Raw genomic sequence first — 20,095 nt, 5'->3', positions numbered from 1 at the left:
ACCAACGATTACGATGAACCAAATTCAGAAACGACAGAATTTGAGGAGTCTAAAAGTTTTAGTGAAATAAAAGAAGTAGCATCAAAAAATATTGGTCAAATGTTACATGACCTAAAAGATTTTGAATTGGCCATCAAAGAGGAGCGAATTCCAGATATCTATCGGATATACAATGGACGATTGCATGATGAGTTGAAAAAAACTTCCAATGCAAATCATGAAATTGATAAGTTATTAACTAAAAAGATTCATGACAGTTTTATGACAACTTTTCCTTTTATGCGTCACCATGAAAAAGTTTCAGAAACGTTAAACTACTACCGAATTGGTGACTATTATCGTCAAAGAGCAGCGGTTGGAATTGATACAAGTATTCCAGAAATTTTCGTTATTCCAAAAATTGATAGTGAATGGGAAGCTTTCATTGCTGATCATGATGGCTTGATGAAACAAATTGAGCAGGAAATGGATCAGCTAACAGCTAACACAATTACAGCAAAAGCTCAAATTGAAAAGCTTGATGAAAAGATTAAAGAGCTTAACCAAAAGGAAAAAGCGATTGAAAATACCAAAGGATTTTTTAATCGTGGGAAAACTGACGAAGAATTGGATATGATTCTTAAACAAAAGGAAGAATTGGCGGCTCAGCGTGCCAAATGGCTACCTTATGTTGAAGAACGAGAGAAAACTGCCCAACAAAAAGCTATCTTAGAAAATAAATACCAACAAGTCAGACTAAACCGTGCTCTGGTTACCAAAGAGTTCCGTCAGATTAAACGTTACTTTGGTGGTTTGGAAGAGTTACAAGAACAATTATCAACTTTCATAACAGAATATTTAAACGAAGGAGGCAAAGAAAATGACTGACGGTAAAAATGATTTGCCCCAAGAGTCACTAACAACTCCCGTAAGCGAAACATCAAATCAACCAAAAGCAGTAACAGACAACAGGGCTGTTGAGGAAAGATTGACTACAGAGTTACCAAAAACAACAGAGGCAGAACTTTATCAACAAAATAAAGAAAATGACCATGATGAAATTGTGTTGTTAATTGCAGCTTCAGAAAAAGAATTGGCCGACTTAAAATTGCGTAAAGCTTTAATGGAAGCCGATTTTGAAGAATTACTGGCTGAGTTTGGCCGTCTGATTGTCCCGCAAGTCGAAATTTCTGTAATTGCCAAAAAAATCTTATTAGAATATTTTTCTTACGAATTATTAAAACCATTACATTCAGTGGGGTTAAAACCGGCAGAAAATAGTTATGATGTATGGGAAACAAAACATTTCTTGGTTCAATACTATTTAGATGATAAGCAAAACTTAATTTTCAGTTTTAAAATTAATCCTGTTGATTCACGTTTTACTTCAGAATTTATGCCGTTAATAATGATTGATATACAAGCGATGAAAGTTACAGTTAAAGACGAAGAAGTATTGCGCCTGGTTCATTTGTGGTATGCGGATCAAGTATTTTCAAAAAGTCAGTTGTCTTTAGTAAACTATGATATCAATTTATTGCTGCAACACTTTCGGACTCTGGATTTTGATGTTGCGGCAACGCTTTTAGATAATACCCAAGAACTACATGTTAAATTGGAAACCGACTATCAAATGGCTACAAGTGTTTTAGATGAAATCTTTATCATTACCATGGAGAATGAGGATTTTGATTTTGAAAAGACGGCAGCCAATCACTATGAGGTTTTATTAGATCAAGATCAGAAGGTTGCGATTTATTCAGATGATAATGAGAAGACAGCGCTATTTATTGATTCGAATAAACGGCGACGTTCTTTATTAGATTTCTTTACCAGCTATGCTTTTTTAGTCCCACTATTGGTACGAGGATAGTAAAAACCCAAGAACAAAAGCATTTTTTCTTTGAATAAAAGAAAATTTCGCTTTGTTCTTGGGTTTTTTATTTAAAAAACTAATCGAGTGCAGCTGCATTAGCAGCAGTACGTTTTTGTAAAAAGTAAGAGAGGACGATTAAACCATATAAAACAATCGTCACTTCGGTAACTACTAAATTACTAGTCGTTAAAATTGCGATAAAAATCGCGGTTAAACTTACTAAGGTTACAATATTTACTGTCTTTTTAAATAAAGAGGTGCTATTTTTTTGCAAATAGCTAAAGTATGCTAAACACAACATTAGCCAAATTAAAAGCACAGTATAAGAAAGAGAACCCACTAAATAAGTAAAGAGTGATTCACCAAATAAATAAGATAATAAAACGCCAATATAAAGCATTCCAGTTGAAAACATGACAGCTCGATTGGGCACACCATGTTTATTTAAACGCATATATTTACTGAATTTTTTTGTTTTAGAAAGTTGTAAATGCAAAATTCGTGATGATGCATAAATACCAGAGTTGATTGAAGAAAACAAAGCAAAAACGATTACTAAATTAACAAGATCGGCAGCAAACGGAATTTGCATTTTTTCAAAAATCAAAACAAAGGGACTCGCATCTGAGTTGGCTAATGTTTGCCACGGATAAATAATAAGCAGTAAAAACATGGGAACGATATAAAAAGCGATAATGCGAAATAGCACACTGCGAATCGCTTTGGGAATAGATTTAGCGGGATCTGCGGTTTCTCCCATTGCAATGATGACCAGTTCAGTTCCACCGTAAGAATAAATTACTAATAGCAAAGAATTTAATAAACCTTGCACTTTATGGGGGAAAAAGCCACCATGACTCGTTAATGAACTCATCGTAGGTACTAAACCATCATGGAAAATCCGACCTAAAACAAGGTAACTAGCAAAGATAATCAGTAAAACAACGACACTGATCTTTCCCATCGTTAACCAAAATTCGGTTTCCGCAAATATCTTAACAGATAAAAAATTAATCATAGTCGTGAGTAAAGAAATAATTAATATAAAAATCCAAGCAGGAACATTGGGAAACCATAACTGCATGAAGCTCGCAGCGGCTACTGCTTCTGCAACGATATTAATCATCCACATCGTCCAATAAAGCCAATCGGTAAAGTAGGCCGAAAAAGAACCGATATAAGGTGCAACGACACCAGATAAACTTTGCGCGTGACTGTTGTTCACCGCTAAAGTACCCACCGCATTCATAATACTAAATAATAACAATCCGCCCAAAAAGAAAGCCAGAATAACAGAAGGTCCGGCTAAATTAATCGCTTCGCCACTTCCTTTGAACAAGCCGGCTCCAATTGCACCTCCCAATGCCAACATGGTCACATGGCGAGAATGCATCTTTTTTTGTAGTTTATTTTCCATTTTTTCACCTATCTTAAAAGCTATGTAAAATAACAATAGCCGTATTTTTAAAGAACAAACAGTATCATACTGGAATATTCTGAAAATTTCAACACTAAATTGCATAAATTTTTAGAAATTTCATTTCATTTGTTCAAAAGATAAAAGTAAGGCATAATAAAAAAGCATTCAGCAAAAAGAACAAAGAAAAAATAAGGCACAACTGTTGGAAATTGAATTTTTTAACGAAGTGAGCCATGTAAAATTTTTTGTTAATATTAATTTTTAAAGGTGAAAAGATGAAAAAGAAAATCAGTTTAGGGAGTATTTTGATTGTCTTGCTACTTTTTTTCTTGCAAGTCACAGGTATTCTTCCTAATACAGAAAAAAAACAATCCCAAGCAGATGTTCCCCACAATACGACGACAACAACCAAACATGTGGCAATTGAAGCTGTTGATTTAGACAATCCGCCCCGACTAGAGAAAATCACAGTCTTGCGTATCCGCAATGTCGATGGCGATACTTTTGCATTTTATGTTCATGACAAAGAATATAAATTACGGCTATTGATGGTCGATACACCAGAAAGTGTTAAACCTAATCTAGCAGTGCAACCCTTTGGTAAAGAAGCGAGTGCTTTTACCAAAGATAAGTTAGCAAATGGGGATATTAGTATCGTTTTTGACAAGGGTGAAATAAAAGATAGTTATGGACGCTATTTAGCCTATGTCTATGTTAAAGATGAAATGTTGCAAACAGCGTTGTTAAAGGCAGGTCTAGGTATTGTACGTTATGTCAATGCCGGTGGTGATAGCTATGTTAATGAGCTTTTGGCAGCACAAAAGTCTGCCCAAAGCATGCAGTTAGGGGTTTGGCAAGAAAAAAATTACGTAGTGAAGAAAAGTAACGGCTATTATCAGTATAATGAGAGATAAATTAGTATATGATTAGACTGGCCTTGTCTTTTTTGTTAAAATAGAGCTATAAGAAAGTCCATTTCTTTTACCTCCAGGTGTGTGAAGACAAATTTCACACACCCTTTTTAGGGTAAACCCACTGGGGTTGAGAAAATTGCTTCTTTGACCTAATAATTTAGCCTATGGTTATTCTTTTATAAATAAAGACCCAGATTCGTATTGAACCTGGGTCTTTATTTTATTCTTCTGATAAAATGACTCTTACCATTTTATCTAAGAATTCTTCTTCGGTCATAGGATTTTCTGAATCTTCATGAGAAAAAGCTTTTTCATTTTTTTGACCATCGGTAAAGCGATAAGTATCATCTGCGCTGATAAAGAAGAAGTAATCTTTTTCACCTTCGATATAAAGAACTTCTTTTTGATCAGGATACTCCACTGTAACATCCATTACGGTGATACCAGATACGTGATTTGTCAAATAATCTTCTGCTTGTTTAATTGTTAATGCCATGATTATCAATCCCTTCTTTTATATAGTACCACTATTCACAAAAGGGAGTATAAATAAACACTTATTATCAGAATTAAAAAAATAATGATTTTTTTGCTGGAAAAGGTTCACATTGATTCGTTTTTAGATTATAGTAATTATAAATTGATAATTACTATTTTCTTGATAAATGGTTTTTACTAGGGAATAGTTTTCAATTAGATAAATATATTCTCAATAAATTAGCGGAGGTAAGATGATGTCAATGATTGGAAAAGAAGTGGCTGAATTCAGCGCGCAAGCATATCATAATAGTGAATTTGTGAGTGTTTCAACAGAAAACTTTAAAGGAAAGTGGAGTATTTTATGTTTTTATCCTGCTGACTTTACGTTTGTCTGTCCAACAGAATTAGAAGATCTGCAAGACCAATATGAAACATTGCAGTCCTTAGATGTGGAAGTTTACTCTTGCTCCACAGATACCCACTTTACCCATAAAGCATGGCATGAAACATCAGAAGCCATTGGTAAAATCAAATACTATATGATTGGCGACCCTAGTCATAAAATTGCTGAAATGTTCGACGTTTTAGATGAAGCGGAAGGATTAGCGCAACGTGGTACGTTTATTATCGACCCAGATGGCATTGTTCAAGCTGTAGAAATTAACGCTGACGGGATTGGACGTGACGCAAGTACGTTAGTAGACAAGATTCGTGCAGCACAATATGTGCGTACACATCCAGGTGAAGTTTGTCCGGCTAAATGGAAGGAAAGTGGCGAAACACTGACGCCAAGTTTTGATTTAGTGGGTAAAATTTAAACTAGTCTAATTGCAGCTGTGATTAGACTTTAGTTGCTAAAAATATTACCGTCAACTTCTTTAAGTGCAGCCTCATTGCTGTTTACTGATGTAAGTTTGGCGGTTTTTACTTAAAGGAGCGAAAAAATTGTTAGATAACAACACCATCCAACAGTTAAAACAGTATTTGACCATGCTAGAAGGGCCTGTTGTATTTAATGCTAGCCTTGGTAGCGATGAAAATTCTAATAAAATGAAAGAATTCTTAGTAGAAGTTACAGCATTATCAGATCTTTTAAGTTTTGAAGAAGTCGCAGGTTTGCGAAAGCCTCAATTTACCGTTGACCAACCAGATCAAACAAGTGGAATTACTTTTGCCGGTTTACCTTTAGGCCACGAATTTGCTTCATTTATTTTAGCGGTTTTACAAGTTAGCGGACGGGCCCCTAAAATTGACGAAGCAGATTATCAGCAAATTGAAGGAATTACCGAAACGCTACATTTTGAAACCTTTATTAGTTTAACGTGTCAAAACTGTCCTGATGTTGTTCAAGCGTTAAATATCATGGCTGTTTTAAATCCTAATATCAGTCACACTATGATTGAAGGGGGGACATTTAAAGAAGAAGTAGAGACAAAAAATATTTTAGCTGTTCCTACTGTCTTTTTAAATGGCGAGGAATTTTCAAGTGGTAGAGCAACACTTGCACAATTGTTAAAGAAAATCCCAACGACCCAAAAGGTTGACTTCAAAGCAAGGGATCCTTTTGATGTTTTAGTTGTCGGAGGTGGTCCTGCTGGGGCCAGTGCCGCAATTTATGCGGCGCGAAAAGGGATTCGGACAGGCTTATTGGCCAATGAATTTGGCGGACAAGTATTAGAAACTTTAACGATTGAAAATATTATTGGAACGCCAAAAACAAAAGGTCCTAAATTTATGGCCGAAGTAAAGCAACATGTTGAAGAATACGATGTTGATTTGATTGATGGGCAAATTGCCACAAGTATTCAAAAAGATGACCTCGTAACCCTTAATTTAGAAAATGGCGCAACCCTTCAAAGTAAAGCGGTGGTTTTAGCTACAGGCGCACATTGGCGTAACCTGAATATTCCTGGCGAAGCTAAATTCAAAAATAAAGGAGTAGCGTATTGTCCCCATTGTGATGGTCCACTATTTGCTGGAAAAGATGTCGCCGTTGTTGGTGGCGGAAATTCCGGTATTGAAGCGGCTATTGATCTAGCTGGTATTTGTCATCATGTCTATGTTTTAGAATTTTTATCGGAATTAAAGGCAGATAAAATTTTACAAGAACGACTAGGCGAACTTCACAACGTTACGGTTATCTTGAACGCTGAGACAATGAGCATTGACGGAGATGATAAAGTCGCAGGCTTAACATATCGCAAACGTGAAACTGGTGAAAAAGAAAGCCTTGCCGTAGCCGGTGCCTTCATTTTGATTGGCTTACAACCAAATACAAAGTGGTTAGAAAGTACGTCAGTTAATTTAAATGAACGCGGTGAAATCATTACCGCCGCTGACGGCAGGACAAATGTTGCTGGAATTTTTGCCGCTGGTGATTGCACAGACAGCTGGTATAAGCAAATCATCATTGCTATGGGATCAGGTGCAACCGCTGCGTTAGGGGCTTTTGATTATTTAATTCGTCAAGGTTAAAAAGTAAAAAAATATTTTTTTTACGGAAATAATAAGCTGGAAAAACCGGTTATGTCAGTCTTTTACACCAAGAAAAGTTATGATTTTTTTGTAAAGTCATAGCTTTTTTTATTGGGGTTTGTTATCATGAATGAGTAATATTTTTCCATATTTTGTAATGGTTGAGTCAAAGACTTCAAGGATCGCGTTCTTCAAGGGGTGAGAAGAGCATTTTTGAAGTGCTTTTTTTAAACGTACTTCAATATAGTTGAAGTACGTTTTTTTTATTAGCAAATGACGAGTTATCATTACGATTAGGGCAGTCGTGTCTATTTTTTTAAAATTACGCTTTTTGTATTGTAGTGAAGTATTGATAGAAATACTAAGCAAAAATTTTAATGAAAGACTTAAAAGTTGAACTTTTGACAGCTGACTGAAAGCTTTTCTTATTCGCAGCAAAGGAGGAAATCAATTGAAGGAAGCTTTAGATAAGATTAAAGCAGCAGAAATGAAAAACGAAGATTTACAAAATGACTTACAAAAAGAGTTGCAAGAATATGCTGAAAAAAAAGAAGCACAATTGCAATTACTCAAAGATGGTCTTAAAGCAAACCGACAGCAACAACTTGAAGCAGCAGAAAAAATTGCAGAAACAGCACTAAAAAGTGAGAAAGAAGAACTTTTAGCCGCTGCTAAACAAGAAAAAGCGACATTTACTGCGCTTTACAAAGAGCGTCATGAAAAAGTCGCCACTTTCATTATAGAAAGGGTGCAGGAGACTTATGGCAGTTGAAGCAGTAAAAAAGATTTCCTTAATTTTAGAAAAATCCCATCAAGAGGAGCTACTCCAACTTCTTCAGGCGCTACAAACTGTTGAAATTACAGATTTAGTAGCAGATGAAGAGAATAAAACCTGGATTGACTATTACTTTCCCGCTGGGTTACAGATTTCCCACGAAGGTATGCAAAAATACGAAAAATTATTACAGCAAATTGAAACAGCTTTGCGCTTTGTCAGAAATCATGGGAATGCAAAAGAAAAAACAGTGGAGTTAAAACGCAAGACGCTGGATTTTTTTGCTTTGGAAAATGAGTTTGATGAAACTAAATTACGCAAACAATTAGACCAGTTAGCTGATTTACAAAATCGCTGGTCTGAAATGCAAGAAGCTAAAAAAGTTAATTTAGAAAAAGAACAATGGGGAACATTATGGCAAAGTCTTGATGCATATACGGCTGATGAAACTGCCAGTACCCAAATGTTGTTAGGAACTTTAGAAGATAAATCGTGGTTAGATTTTTTAAGTGAAGTAAAAGATAATGACAATCTTTATGTCGAAAATATCTTTACTGAAAAACAAATGACTGGTTTTGCTTTGATCTATTTAAAATATGAAGCAAAAAATGTGCAAGAATTATTACAAAAGTATGGGGTCAAAGAGGAAGTAAACCCATATAACAAATTACCAAAACAAGTCCTACAAGCTGCTAAAGCACAATTGGCAACTCTTGCTAAACAAGAAAAAGCTTTGGTGGCAGAAATTGGGCAACGAAAAAAAGAAATTGCTTCTTTACAATTGGCTGAAGAAGTCATTTTAGCTAAAAAAGAACGAGAAATCGTTAAAGCAGGCTTAGTAAAATCTGATAATCTCGTCGTATTATCCGGTTGGATCGCAGATAGTGATTGCCAACAGTTTGAAATGCAGTTAGCCAAACACTTTTTGAATCATGAAATTTACTATACCTACGCAAAACCAACAGCAGCAGAAATAGAAACGTTAAAAACCCCCACCAAGTTGAAAAATGCAGCCGTGGTTCAGCCTTTTGAAATGTTAACTGAGATGTATAGTCTGCCACAATATCAAGAAATTGATCCTACACCGTGGTTGGCACCATTTTATTTTGTCTTTTTTGGCATGATGGTGGCAGATTTAGGCTATGGTCTTTTAATGCTTTTAGTCACAACTGTGGCATTAAAAAGAGTTACCTTAAGTAAAGGCGTCGCGCGCTTTATGAAATTGTTCCAATATTTATCAGTTTCGACGATTATTTGGGGGCTCATCTATGGCAGCTGCTTTGGGGCAGAATTACCATTTTATCTCTTGTCTCCTTCAAAAGATTTCATGGCGATTTTTGGTATCTCAATGGTTTTTGGCGGAATTCAATTGTTTACCGGCCTGTTCTTAGCTGCTAAAGAAAACATTAAGAAAAAAGATTATGTACAAGCTGTGAATCAAGGGTTTTCTTGGCAAGCAATTTTAGCTGGGATTATTATCGCCGCAGCTGGGAAATTGGTACTCGCATCTGAAGCAATCTTTATTTTAGGAATTGTCGTCGCAGTAATCGGTGCAATTTGTGTTCTTTTAATTCCGGCTGTAACCGGAAAATCAAAAGTGGGCGGCTTTTTCATGGGATTGTATGAACTTTATGGCGTTACCAGTTATATTGGCGATTTCGTTAGTTATAGTCGCTTAATGGCCTTAGGGATTTCTGGGGGGAGTATTGCCGCTGCTTTTAACATGTTAGTGGGGTATATGCCCCCTGTGGCGCGCTTTAGTGCTGGTGCCGTTTTAATCATTGCTTTGCAGGGGTTAAATATTTTCTTATCTTTGCTTAGTGCTTATGTTCATGCGGCACGGTTACAGTATGTCGAGTTTTTTGGAAAATTTTACAACGGCGGTGGACGTGCTTTTAAAACGTTTAAGCCGACAGAAAAATATGTCAACTTTAAAGAAGAAAATGGAGGAAAGAACAAATGATCGACTTTTTAATTAACAACCAAGGTGGTATGATTTTTGCGATTATCGGAATGGGGATTGCAACAATTTTTTCAGGGATTGGATCATCTAAAGGGGTAGGTCTGACCGGTGAAGCCGCTGCGGCGTTAACGACGAGCCAACCAGAAAAATTTGGACAAGCGTTAATCTTGCAATTATTACCAGGTACTCAAGGTTTGTATGGATTTGTTATTGCGTTTATGATTTATGGTAGTTTATCTGCTGATATGTCAATTGTAACGGGCATGGCCTATTTAATGGCTTCTTTACCAGTTGCGTTTACCGGCCTATTTTCAGGGATAGCCCAAGGTAAAGTTGCTGCTGCGGGTATTCAAATTTTAGCAAAAAAACCAGAACACTTCTTTAAAGGGGTTATGTTTGCGGTAATGGTTGAAATGTATGCCATTTTAGGTTTCGTTATCTCATTTCTACTTTTAGGTAGCATCTAGTTTCTAATAGTAAAAGGAGGTAGAAAAATGGACGCCATTACAAAAATTATTGAACAAATAGATGAAGCTGCAGCAACAAAACGTGCAGCCTATAAAGCAGAACAACAGGCGCAAATTGATGATGATTTTCTGAGGCGCAAAGCTTTGATTGAAGCTGAAGACGAAAAATTAACCGCACAATTAGAAAAAAATCAAAACGTAAAATATAAACAACTTCATGCCCGGCAACAGATGGAAGTAAAGCAAGAAACGCTGTTGGCAAAACAGAATTATCTAAGTCAAGTCTTTGAGGAAGCCTATGCCAAAATGCAAGCTTGGCAAAATGACGTCCTCCAAGATTTTGCTGCCGCTTGTTTACAACAGCTTCCTTTTGAAAAAGGGAAAAAAGTTATTTTCAAACCAGCAAACAAAATGCCAAAATCAAGCTACCCGAAAAAATGGTTAGAGCAAATGAATGAAAAATTAGACTATGAGTTGGTTTATGGAGAAGAAATTACGGCAGATTCATACGGTTTTGTCGTCGATGACAACGGCGTGCAGTATAACTTTTTGTACCGAGACTTACTAAATGAAATCAAAACATCAAATAGCAACAGTATTTCACAAATGTTGTTTAAAGGATAAAAAGTCGAACCTTTTAAAAGAGGTTGGCTTTATGACAAGGAGCGCGTTTATGAAACAAGATTTATATCATCAACTAAATCCTTATGTTCGCTTGAAAGAAACAGAAATTTTAGCTCCTAGCTTTTATGAGCAATTGATATCTTCAGATTTACCAAAAATAAAAGAACTATTAAATGCTACGGTCTATGGTAAATATTTAACAACGGATTTTCCCAATAATTTTGATGCTGTTTTAAATCAAGAATTACTAGCAAGCTACCGTGAACTAGTTGAAAGAGCACCCGTACCAGAGGTTATTTTTATCTTTACGATGCGCTTTACTTTGCATAATTTAAAAGTTTTAACAAAAGCGCATTATATTGGCGAAAATTACGACTATTTATATTTACCAGATGGCTTTTATGAACTAGATGAGCTAAAACACGCCATTGAAACGGGAAAATCCGCTGTATTGCCACCCTCAATTTTAAAAAGTATCAATGAAGTGCGGGAGTACTTGGCAGAATCTGCAATTTTGCAAGGAATCGATGTTATTTACGATCGTCGCTTTTTAAAAGAACAAAGACGTTTAGGCGAGGAACTAGGTTATCCTGAATTGTTAAAAGAAATCATTACTTTCATTGATTTAACTAACATCATAACCGCTTTACGCTGTCTTTTACAAAAACGGAGTCAAGCCTTTTTAACGGCCGTGTTGTCAAGTTCTGGTAGTATTTCAAAAGAAACGTATTTGGACTTTGCCAAATTAGATATTTCAGCTTTAAAAGAGTATCTTTTGACAAGCGAGTATGGGGATCTTTTGGCACCTGCGATTAGTGGTGAAAAAATTGATTTTGCCAAATTAGATACAATTAAGGATAATCGGCTGACAGAAATGTTCGCATCCGCCCAAACGGAAGCTTTTGGACCGTTACCGCTATTAGCGTATCTAAACGCCAAAGAAATCGAAACAAAAAATCTACGACTGATTGTTACGGGTAAGAAAAGTGGCTTTACAAACGAACAAATTAAAGAGAGGATGCGAATAACCTATGACATATAAAATTGGTGTAATTGGAGATAAGGAATCCGTATTGCCGTTTAAACTGTTTGGGTTCACCGTCTTCTCAGACACGAAGAAAGAGGCTGTTTTGCAAGCTTTTTTACAAATGGCATCAGAAGGTTATGGTGTTATCTATTTAACCGAAGCTTGCGGTAAAGAAATTGCAGAAGAAATCAATCGGCATAAATCAAATCCTAAACTGTCCGTAGTTTTGATTCCAAATCATGACGGTACGTTAGGTATTGGCCGCCAAATGATTCAAGACAATGTTGAAAAAGCAGTCGGACAAAACATTTTGTAAAGGAGCTAAAGATAGTGCAAGTTGGCAAGATAATCAAAGTATCCGGTCCCTTAGTAATGGCCGAAAATATGAGTGAAGCCAGCATCCAAGATATTTGTTTTGTAGGTAGTCTTGGAGTTGTTGGCGAAATTATCGAAATGCGAGGTGATGTTGCTTCAATTCAGGTTTATGAAGAAACTGCTGGTATTGGACCTGGAGAACCCGTTCGTTCTACGGGTGAAGCTTTATCCGTTGAATTAGGACCCGGGATTATTTCCCAAATGTTTGACGGTATTCAACGACCGTTGGATGTTTTTATGGCCCAAACAAAAAGTAATTTTTTGACGCGGGGTGTTCAACTACCAGCATTGGATCACGAGAAAAAATGGGACTTTCAAGCCAATGTAGCCGTTGGGACTAATGTCTCTGCGGGAGATATTGTCGGGACAGTGGCGGAAACAAAAATTATTACCCATAAAATTATGGTACCAAATGGCGTTTCTGGTACGATAAAAGAGATTAAATCGGGTATGTTTACTTTAGATGAAGTTATTTATGTCTTAGATACTAAAACAGGTGATAAAGAATTCACCATGTTGCAAAAATGGCCGGTGCGTCGTGCACGGCCTGTGAAAGAAAAAATGAATCCCCAAGCCCCAATGATTACTGGACAACGTGTAATTGATACTTTTTTCCCTGTAACCAAAGGTGGCGCTGCGGCAGTTCCTGGTCCTTTTGGGGCGGGTAAAACCGTCGTTCAACACCAAATTGCCAAATGGGCAGATGTAGATTTAGTTGTTTACGTCGGTTGTGGTGAGCGGGGCAATGAAATGACGGACGTTATGAATGAATTTCCGGAGTTAATTGATCCCAATACTGGGGAATCTTTGATGGAACGCACAATTTTAATTGCAAATACATCAAATATGCCAGTGGCAGCCCGGGAAGCTTCAATTTATACCGGTATTACAATTGCCGAATACTTCCGTGATATGGGCTACTCTGTGGCCATTATGGCAGATTCTACCTCTCGTTGGGCCGAAGCGCTAAGAGAAATGTCTGGTCGGCTAGAAGAAATGCCTGGAGATGAAGGGTATCCTGCTTATTTAGGTTCACGTTTAGCTGAGTACTATGAACGAGCTGGCAAAGTAATTGCCTTAGGACAAGAAGGTCGCCAAGGCAGTATTACAGCTATTAGTGCCGTCTCTCCTTCTGGTGGGGATGTTTCAGAACCGGTGACTCAAAACACACTACGCGTCGTAAAAGTATTCTGGGGCTTAGATTCTACTTTGGCACAAAAACGACACTTTCCGTCAATAGACTGGCTTAAAAGCTATTCTTTATATGACACAGAAGTTGGCAATTACTTAGACCAAGAATTACAAGTTCCTTGGTCAGAACTTGTAATAAAAGCCATGCGTCAGCTACAAAAAGAATCAGAATTACAAGAAATCGTGCGCTTAGTCGGAATTGACTCTCTATCTGAAAAAGATCAGCTGTTACTAGAAGTAACCAAATCCATTCGTGAGGATTACCTACAGCAAAATGCTTTTGATGATGTTGATACTTTCACTTCAAGAGAAAAACAATATCAGATGCTTTCTAATATTATCGCTTTTGGGGATGAAGCAGAAAAAGCCTTAGAATTAGGATCTTACTTGTCAGAAATCATGTCAGGCACTATCTTACTGCGCGATAAAATTGCCCGTATGAAATACGTGCCAGAAAACGAAATCAATAAAATTACAGATTTGGCGCAAGAAATTAAAGAAACAATTAAAACGATTATCCAAGAAGGGGGCATGAATCGTGATTAAGGAATATAAAACGATTGGCGAAGTTGTTGGCCCCTTAATGGCTGTTGATAAAGTTGCCGGTGTGAAGTACGAAGAATTAATCGAAGTACGTTTACAAACAGGAGAGATGCGCAAAGGTCAAGTTTTAGAAATCTCAGAAGATAAGGCCTTGGTTCAAATTTTTGAAGGTACTGGCGGTATCAATCTTAAAGATTCAGCAGTACGTTTTTTAGGTCATCCTTTACAGTTGGGCGTATCACTAGATATGATTGGTCGAACATTTGACGGGTTAGGACGACCAAAAGACAATGGGCCTGAAATTTTGCCTGAAAAAATGTTGGATATTAACGGTGAAGTAATTAATCCAATGGCACGAGATTATCCAGATGAATTTATTCAGACCGGTATTTCATCCATCGATCACCTGAATACACTGGTCAGAGGTCAAAAGCTACCCGTATTTTCTGGTTCAGGTTTACCTCATAAAGAACTAGCTGCACAAATCGCCAGACAAGCAGCAGTGTTAAATACCGATGATGATTTTGCTGTTGTTTTTGCTGGTATCGGGATTACTTTTGAAGAAGCGGAATATTTCATGGAAGACTTTCGTAAAACCGGAGCAATCGACCGTTCGGTAGTCTTTATGAACTTGGCTAACGACCCTGCGATTGAGCGGATTGCGACACCACGTATGGCATTAACTGCTGCTGAGTATTTGGCTTATGAAAAAGGAATGCACGTTTTAGTTATCATGACAGACATGACAAATTATTGTGAGGCATTACGGGAAATTTCAGCAGCACGGCGAGAAGTTCCGGGCCGACGAGGTTATCCAGGATATTTATATACCAACTTAGCAACGTTATACGAGCGAGCAGGTCGGATTAAAGGGTTAAAAGGTTCTGTCACGCAGATTCCAATTTTAACTATGCCAGAAGATGATAAAACACATCCAATTCCCGATTTAACTGGCTATATTACAGAAGGACAAATCATTTTATCTCGAGATTTGTATAAGAGTGGGATCAAACCACCAATTGACGTCTTACCTTCTTTATCGCGACTTAAAGATAAAGGAACCGGCCCAGGTAAAACTAGAGAAGACCATGCTGCGACCATGAACCAACTATTCTCAGCCTACGCTCAAGGAAAACAAGCGAAAGAATTGGCGGTTGTTTTAGGGGATTCTGCTTTATCTGAAGTTGATAAAATTTATGCCCAGTTTGCTGAACGTTTTGAAACTGAATACGTTAACCAAGGTTATGAAACGAATCGCTCGATTACCGAAACCCTTGATTTAGGTTGGCAATTATTAAGTATTTTGCCAAAAACTGAATTAAAACGAATTAAAGATGATATGATTGAAAAGTACTTGCCAGAAAAGGGGTAGTTTAGATGGCGCGTTTAAATGTTAATCCGACTCGAATGGAGTTGGCGCGCTTGCAAAAGCAGCTGACAACGGCCAAACGGGGACATAAATTACTAAAAGATAAACAAGATGAATTAATGCGCCGCTTTATTTTGATGGTCAAAGAAAACAATCATTTACGCCAGGAAGTAGAAGGTTTGATGGAAAGTGCCATGCGCGCTTTTCGCCTTGCTAATGCAACTTTAAATGAAGCCTTTATTGAAGAATTGTTCATTTTGCCCGCTACCAGAGTAGAACTGGAAATGGATCAAAAGAATATTATGAGTGTGGAAGTTCCTGTTTTGAATTTCCATTACGATGAGGATCTTTTTGAGGCACCATTAGAGTATGGCTACCTGAATTCTAATGTTCCTTTAGATAATGCCATTGCTCGATTTACGACCGTTTTACCGAAGTTGTTAGCTTTAACCGAGGTGGAAAAAACGTGTCAATTGATGGCTGGTGAAATTGAAAAAACAAGACGCCGAGTGAACGCATTAGAGTATATGACGATTCCAGAGTTGGAAGAGACAATTTATTACATCAAAATGAAGTTGGAAGAAAATGAGCGTTCTGAAGTAACGCGGATGATTAAAATAAAAAATATGAACCGTAATATGTAACAAAATTTTGCTTTAAAAAATCCGGGAGAAATCATTGCGAATTTTTCCCCGGATTTTTTTATTATCTGGTACAATCTAGGGTAAGCATTTCATTGCTTTAACTTAAATTATCCTAGAACGTGTAATTGGAGGTAAGTTTCTTGAAACGATGTAAAAAAGCTCCCTTAGCAACACCGCAGCTAATATCATTAGGTTTTGCCGCGGTAATTTTTGGCGGAGCTTTATTATTGATGTTGCCTATTTCTAGTCGTCAAGGCGTAGTTACGCCCTTTATTGATGCCTTATTTACTGCAACATCGGCAACTTGTGTTACCGGCTTAACAACAGTTAATACTGCAGAACACTGGACACCTTTTGGTCAATTTATTATTTTAATCATGATTGAAACAGGCGGTTTAGGTTTTATGTCGTTACCGGTATTCTTTTTTATGATTGCTAAAAAGAAAATCAATTTACGCACCCGAATGCTATTAAAAGACTCACTTAATTTGGAGCAAATGAATGGCGGCGTCAATTTGATGCGCTACATTTTATTAACTTCTGTCATTATTCAAGGTCTTGGCGCTTTGGCTCTGAGTTTTTCCTTTATACCGCGTTATGGTTGGGCAAAAGGAAGTTGGTTTAGTATTTTTCATTCTGTTTCGAGTTTTTGTAATGCTGGTTTTGACTTATTGGGTGATAGTTTAGCAGGTGACCAACAAGATATTTGGCTTCTTTTTGTGGTGATGATTTTAATCATCGCAGGCGGACTAGGCTTTTTAGTCTGGTACGATATTATGCAATATCGCCAGCGCAAGCGCCTGTCCATCCACTCTAAAATTGCCCTGATCATGACAGGTAGTCTTCTTTTATTGGGCACTTTGGGATTTTATCTGACCGAACATAACGGTGAAAGCTTAGTAGTAGGAAATTGGTTGCAACGTCTATTTAATACCATGTTTATGGCAGTAACACCACGAACAGCAGGTTATTACTCGGTCAATTACTTTGAGATGAGCCATGCCGGTTTAATTCTAACCATTGTTTTAATGTACATCGGTGGCACATCAGGTTCCACTGCTGGTGGTTTAAAGACCACAACTTTTGGTGTGTTACTTATTCAGATGAAGAGCATCCTAAAAGGACGCAATCAGGCGGAATTTAGCGGCCGAACGATTCCAGCTGGTGCTATTTTTAGAGCTTTAACGCTATTTTTTATTACATTATCACTTTGCATTTTTGCGACGATGATTTTATCAGTCACAGAAAAAATTCCCGATGTTGATGGTTTGGGACTAGAGTATATTGTTTTTGAAGTTGTCTCAGCTTTTGGGACAGTCGGTTTAACGATGGGATTAACCCCTGAACTTAGCATGGTAGGCAAAGTAATTATTATAGCCTTGATGTTTATTGGCAGGGTGGGAATTATGACAGTATTATTCTCATTAATTGCAAAAGCAAGACAGCAAGAACAACATTTCAAATATCCGGAAGAATCAGTTTTAATTGGGTAACAATAAGTTTCGTATAATTAGAATATGTAAACTTACAACCTGAAACCTGAAAAAGTATGCCATTATTTTTCTGGCATACTTTTTTTTAGGGTCAATTTGGGCTCTAATTGTTGTTTACGGTAGCTATTGGCAAAATTATCGTCAGTTAACCAAGTGCGAATAGCTTTTTTTTCAATAATTAACGGCATCCGATCATGAATTTTAGCAACAGTTTCATTGGGACTCGTCGTCATAATAACAGATTCCAACTCGTCATTGTGTTGGCGATAAAAGCCACCAACATAAATTTCTTTTTCATCGGTAGGGGTAAATAGAATTTTATTTTTGTCATGATCCCATTCAAAGAATCCTGTCATTGGAAAAACACAGCGACGCTGATAAAAGCTTTCAGCAAAAAGTGGTTTTTCTGTTACCGTTTCACTACGGGCGTTAATAATACGACTTTTATTTTTGGTTGTCGTAAATCCCCAACGTGTAAGTCCCAAGCGGATTTTTCCGTCTTTACCAGGAGCAAGGGTTACAACATTTTCGCTAGGAGCAACCTCACCGATTTTCCCTAATTGTTGTAGTTGTTGATAATATTTTAATAATTCCGTTGTCTTTAAATCAAAAAGATAACGACCACACATCACAAAAACCTCCTAACCTCAGTTTCATACATTCATAAGTAATTGCGCTATAATGAAGAAGAGGTGATAGTTTGAAACAACAGGTATATGCATTATATCAGAAAATGTTCCAAAAGATGGGGCCTCAAGGCTGGTGGCCAGCTGATTCAAAAGAAGAAATTATATTAGGAGCTATTCTTGTTCAAAACACCAACTGGCAAAATGCAGCAATTTCACTAGAAAATTTGAAAATGGTAACGGATTTTTCTAGTTTCCAAATTGCGAATTTATCTGTGGCACAGTTACAAGCATTGATTCGTCCCAGTGGCTTTTTCAAAAATAAAAGTCAGGCTATTCACGAAATTTTTACCTGGTTGCTAGCTTTTGATGGCGATTTTTTTAAAGTGCGTAGCTATTATGGTGAAAATTTAAGAGATCAATTGCTCACTTTACACGGGATTGGTCCAGAGACAGCCGATGTGTTATTACTGTATGTTTTTGATCTGCCTGTTTTTGTCGCAGATAGTTATGCCAGACGTCTTTTTACACAGTTGGGAACACCACAACTACATAACTATCAAGCTTTAAAAAAACTGGTTAACTTGCGTGATTTCACCTTAGCAGAGGCACAAGAATTTCATGGGTTAATCGATGAGTTTGGAAAAGAGTTCTTGAAAAAGAATACTTTTAATAGGACTTTTTTAAGAGATTACAAAATCAATTTACGTCAGGAGTAAAATTATGAATCCATTTTTTACAGTTTTTAAAAAGACCCAACAATTTCTTTTATTACAAGCTTATGCAGATGAAATTATGAGTGAAGAAGAGCTAATGACATTTTTGTTAAATGAAACAACGGATGCCCGCTTTAGCCTGATCAGTCAAAAAGGTTTATATCTGGTAACCCCCAATGTATCATTGGATGAGTTTACCTATGATTTTTATGCCCCAAGTGAAGTTCAAGCCAGTTTAGCAAAAGAAAGTGTTGCGGTTTTACTAACCACGAAGGTAGAAACAATTGCTTTACCTTTTAGTGGACTAGAGGATGCAAAAAGTATTTTGGCAGATATTAACTATTTGTGGTCTAATTGACTTCACATTTACGAACAAACGTTCTATACTGTTGTTATCACCAACTCTTTTATGTTTATTTTAAAATAAATAAATTTTGGCAGTTGGACAACTGATTAAATGAGGGATGTTATGAAGACAGCACTAACTTTAGCCATGGAGGAAGCTTTATATTTTCATTGCCGCCAAAAAGGTGATGTGGTAATTGAGGAAGTTGTTATGCCAGACAATAAAGGGATCGTGGATACTTTATCTTGCAAAATTTTACCGGATCAAACTTTTGAATGGCGTTGTTATGAGTTAAAAGTGAGTAAGGCTGATTTTAAAAGTACCGCAAAGTTGTCTTTTGTGGGTCACTTAAATTATTTTGTTTTACCTCCGTCTTTGTACGAAAAAGTCAAAGAAGAGATTCCACCGCATGTGGGCGTACTTCTCTTTCACCCATATCTAAGTGATTTGGAGTATGGCGTGCCGGGATATTTTGAAACGGTAAAAAAAGCGCAGCGCCAACTTTTACAAGTAAATGAAAATGAACTCTTGTATCACTTGATTACTTCTCAAGCAAGGGAAGTGAATAAAGCCAAACAAACCGAACGTGGGTTACGAGTATTTAGCACCGACCAACTGTATAAAGAGTTAAAAAGACGGGAAAAAGATTACGATATTTTTAGCGGTGCGGTTAATTATTATGATCGTTTTATTGCAGAAACACAAAACCAAGCAGTAGAAGCACTAAAGGAAGAATTAGAAGCAACGCGGGCCGCTTATTTCACTCTTGAGCAACGTCTATTGGAGGAGTAG

Annotated in this window: 21 protein-coding genes (1 of these 21 only partly in view); 18 read left to right on the top strand and 3 right to left on the bottom strand. The window is 36.9% G+C overall.

The features are described from left to right. On the top strand, positions 1-867 hold the 3' portion of the coding sequence (locus tag P3T75_RS07130) for a viral A-type inclusion protein (RefSeq protein ID WP_282461206.1). It extends 3 nt beyond the left edge of the window; the window shows 867 of its 870 coding nt (coding positions 4-870); its start codon lies off the left edge, out of view; it ends in the stop codon at positions 865-867. Beyond that, positions 860-1,852: a hypothetical protein gene (locus tag P3T75_RS07125; RefSeq protein WP_282461205.1), complete on the top strand. Its 993-nt coding sequence runs from the start codon at positions 860-862 to the stop codon at positions 1,850-1,852. Before P3T75_RS07130 ends, P3T75_RS07125 begins: the two co-directional genes overlap by 8 nt. A 79-nt stretch (positions 1,853-1,931) precedes the next feature. On the opposite strand, the gene P3T75_RS07120 is transcribed toward P3T75_RS07125, so the two are convergent. Beyond that, complete coding sequence (locus P3T75_RS07120) at positions 1,932-3,272, bottom strand: amino acid permease (protein ID WP_282461204.1); 1,341 nt, start codon at positions 3,270-3,272, stop codon at positions 1,932-1,934. A 278-nt stretch (positions 3,273-3,550) separates the two neighbouring features. Here P3T75_RS07120 and P3T75_RS07115 point away from each other — a divergent pair, with 278 nt between their 5' ends. Further along, positions 3,551-4,189, top strand: a complete 639-nt coding sequence (locus tag P3T75_RS07115; protein ID WP_282461203.1) for a thermonuclease family protein — start codon at positions 3,551-3,553, stop codon at positions 4,187-4,189. 220 nt (positions 4,190-4,409) lie between these two features. Here the strand turns inward: P3T75_RS07115 and P3T75_RS07110 are convergent, their stop codons facing one another. Then, positions 4,410-4,685, bottom strand: a complete 276-nt coding sequence (locus P3T75_RS07110) for a hypothetical protein (RefSeq protein ID WP_206902869.1) — start codon at positions 4,683-4,685, stop codon at positions 4,410-4,412. A gap of 238 nt (positions 4,686-4,923) precedes the next feature. On the opposite strand from P3T75_RS07110, the gene ahpC reads away from it, so the two are divergent. The 12 genes from ahpC to P3T75_RS07050 all read left to right on the top strand — a co-directional run bounded on the left by ahpC (position 4,924) and on the right by P3T75_RS07050 (position 17,615). Beyond that, positions 4,924-5,487 carry an alkyl hydroperoxide reductase subunit C gene (ahpC, locus tag P3T75_RS07105; protein WP_282461202.1) on the top strand — a complete coding sequence of 188 codons (564 nt, stop codon included), beginning with the start codon at positions 4,924-4,926 and terminating at the stop codon, positions 5,485-5,487. Between the two features lie 172 nt (positions 5,488-5,659). After that, positions 5,660-7,144, top strand: a complete 1,485-nt coding sequence (ahpF, locus tag P3T75_RS07100; protein ID WP_282462581.1) for an alkyl hydroperoxide reductase subunit F — start codon at positions 5,660-5,662, stop codon at positions 7,142-7,144. Between the two features lie 451 nt (positions 7,145-7,595). After that, complete coding sequence (locus tag P3T75_RS07095) at positions 7,596-7,916, top strand: hypothetical protein (RefSeq protein WP_282461201.1); 321 nt, start codon at positions 7,596-7,598, stop codon at positions 7,914-7,916. Then, positions 7,906-9,882: a V-type ATP synthase subunit I gene (locus tag P3T75_RS07090; protein WP_282461200.1), complete on the top strand. Its 1,977-nt coding sequence runs from the start codon at positions 7,906-7,908 to the stop codon at positions 9,880-9,882. Before P3T75_RS07095 ends, P3T75_RS07090 begins: the two co-directional genes overlap by 11 nt. Next, positions 9,879-10,349: a V-type ATP synthase subunit K gene (locus P3T75_RS07085; protein WP_206902864.1), complete on the top strand. Its 471-nt coding sequence runs from the start codon at positions 9,879-9,881 to the stop codon at positions 10,347-10,349. Before P3T75_RS07090 ends, P3T75_RS07085 begins: the two co-directional genes overlap by 4 nt. Before the next feature lie 27 nt (positions 10,350-10,376). Continuing rightward, positions 10,377-10,973 carry a hypothetical protein gene (locus tag P3T75_RS07080; RefSeq protein WP_282461199.1) on the top strand — a complete coding sequence of 199 codons (597 nt, stop codon included), beginning with the start codon at positions 10,377-10,379 and terminating at the stop codon, positions 10,971-10,973. 49 nt (positions 10,974-11,022) lie between these two features. After that, positions 11,023-12,015, top strand: a complete 993-nt coding sequence (locus tag P3T75_RS07075) for a V-type ATPase subunit (RefSeq protein WP_282461198.1) — start codon at positions 11,023-11,025, stop codon at positions 12,013-12,015. Further along, the gene (locus P3T75_RS07070) at positions 12,005-12,316 is read left to right on the top strand and encodes a V-type ATP synthase subunit F (protein WP_206902861.1); all 312 of its coding nucleotides are present in this window, start codon (positions 12,005-12,007) and stop codon (positions 12,314-12,316) included. The genes P3T75_RS07075 and P3T75_RS07070 overlap by 11 nt, the downstream gene beginning before the upstream one ends. 14 nt (positions 12,317-12,330) lie before the next feature. Beyond that, positions 12,331-14,112 carry a V-type ATP synthase subunit A gene (locus P3T75_RS07065; RefSeq protein ID WP_206902860.1) on the top strand — a complete coding sequence of 594 codons (1,782 nt, stop codon included), beginning with the start codon at positions 12,331-12,333 and terminating at the stop codon, positions 14,110-14,112. Continuing rightward, positions 14,105-15,481: a V-type ATP synthase subunit B gene (locus P3T75_RS07060; protein WP_206902859.1), complete on the top strand. Its 1,377-nt coding sequence runs from the start codon at positions 14,105-14,107 to the stop codon at positions 15,479-15,481. Before P3T75_RS07065 ends, P3T75_RS07060 begins: the two co-directional genes overlap by 8 nt. Positions 15,482-15,486: 5 nt before the next feature. Beyond that, complete coding sequence (locus tag P3T75_RS07055; protein WP_206902858.1) at positions 15,487-16,122, top strand: V-type ATP synthase subunit D; 636 nt, start codon at positions 15,487-15,489, stop codon at positions 16,120-16,122. A gap of 140 nt (positions 16,123-16,262) precedes the next feature. Then, positions 16,263-17,615 carry a TrkH family potassium uptake protein gene (locus P3T75_RS07050; protein ID WP_282461197.1) on the top strand — a complete coding sequence of 451 codons (1,353 nt, stop codon included), beginning with the start codon at positions 16,263-16,265 and terminating at the stop codon, positions 17,613-17,615. 62 nt (positions 17,616-17,677) lie between these two features. Here P3T75_RS07050 and P3T75_RS07045 read toward each other — a convergent pair whose 3' ends face one another. Continuing rightward, the gene (locus tag P3T75_RS07045; protein WP_230710974.1) at positions 17,678-18,244 is read right to left on the bottom strand and encodes an SOS response-associated peptidase; all 567 of its coding nucleotides are present in this window, start codon (positions 18,242-18,244) and stop codon (positions 17,678-17,680) included. Positions 18,245-18,315: 71 nt separating this feature from the next. Between P3T75_RS07045 and P3T75_RS07040 the strand changes: the two genes are divergently transcribed. The 3 genes from P3T75_RS07040 (at position 18,316) to P3T75_RS07030 (ending at position 20,095) form a co-directional block, all read left to right on the top strand. After that, on the top strand, positions 18,316-18,960 hold the full coding sequence (locus tag P3T75_RS07040) for an endonuclease III domain-containing protein (RefSeq protein WP_282461196.1): 645 nt from the start codon (positions 18,316-18,318) through the stop codon (positions 18,958-18,960). A 4-nt stretch (positions 18,961-18,964) separates the two neighbouring features. Next, entirely contained in the window at positions 18,965-19,315 is a 351-nt protein-coding gene (locus P3T75_RS07035) for a hypothetical protein (protein WP_282461195.1), read from the top strand. Positions 19,316-19,426: 111 nt separating this feature from the next. Beyond that, the gene (locus P3T75_RS07030) at positions 19,427-20,095 is read left to right on the top strand and encodes a hypothetical protein (protein WP_206902854.1); all 669 of its coding nucleotides are present in this window, start codon (positions 19,427-19,429) and stop codon (positions 20,093-20,095) included.

Source organism: Enterococcus montenegrensis, assembly GCF_029983095.1.
In the GTDB taxonomy this organism is placed as follows: Bacteria; Bacillota; Bacilli; order Lactobacillales; family Enterococcaceae; genus Enterococcus_C; species Enterococcus_C montenegrensis.
Note: the sequence above shows the minus strand (reverse complement) of the source record. Positions and strands in the feature narration are given on the sequence as shown.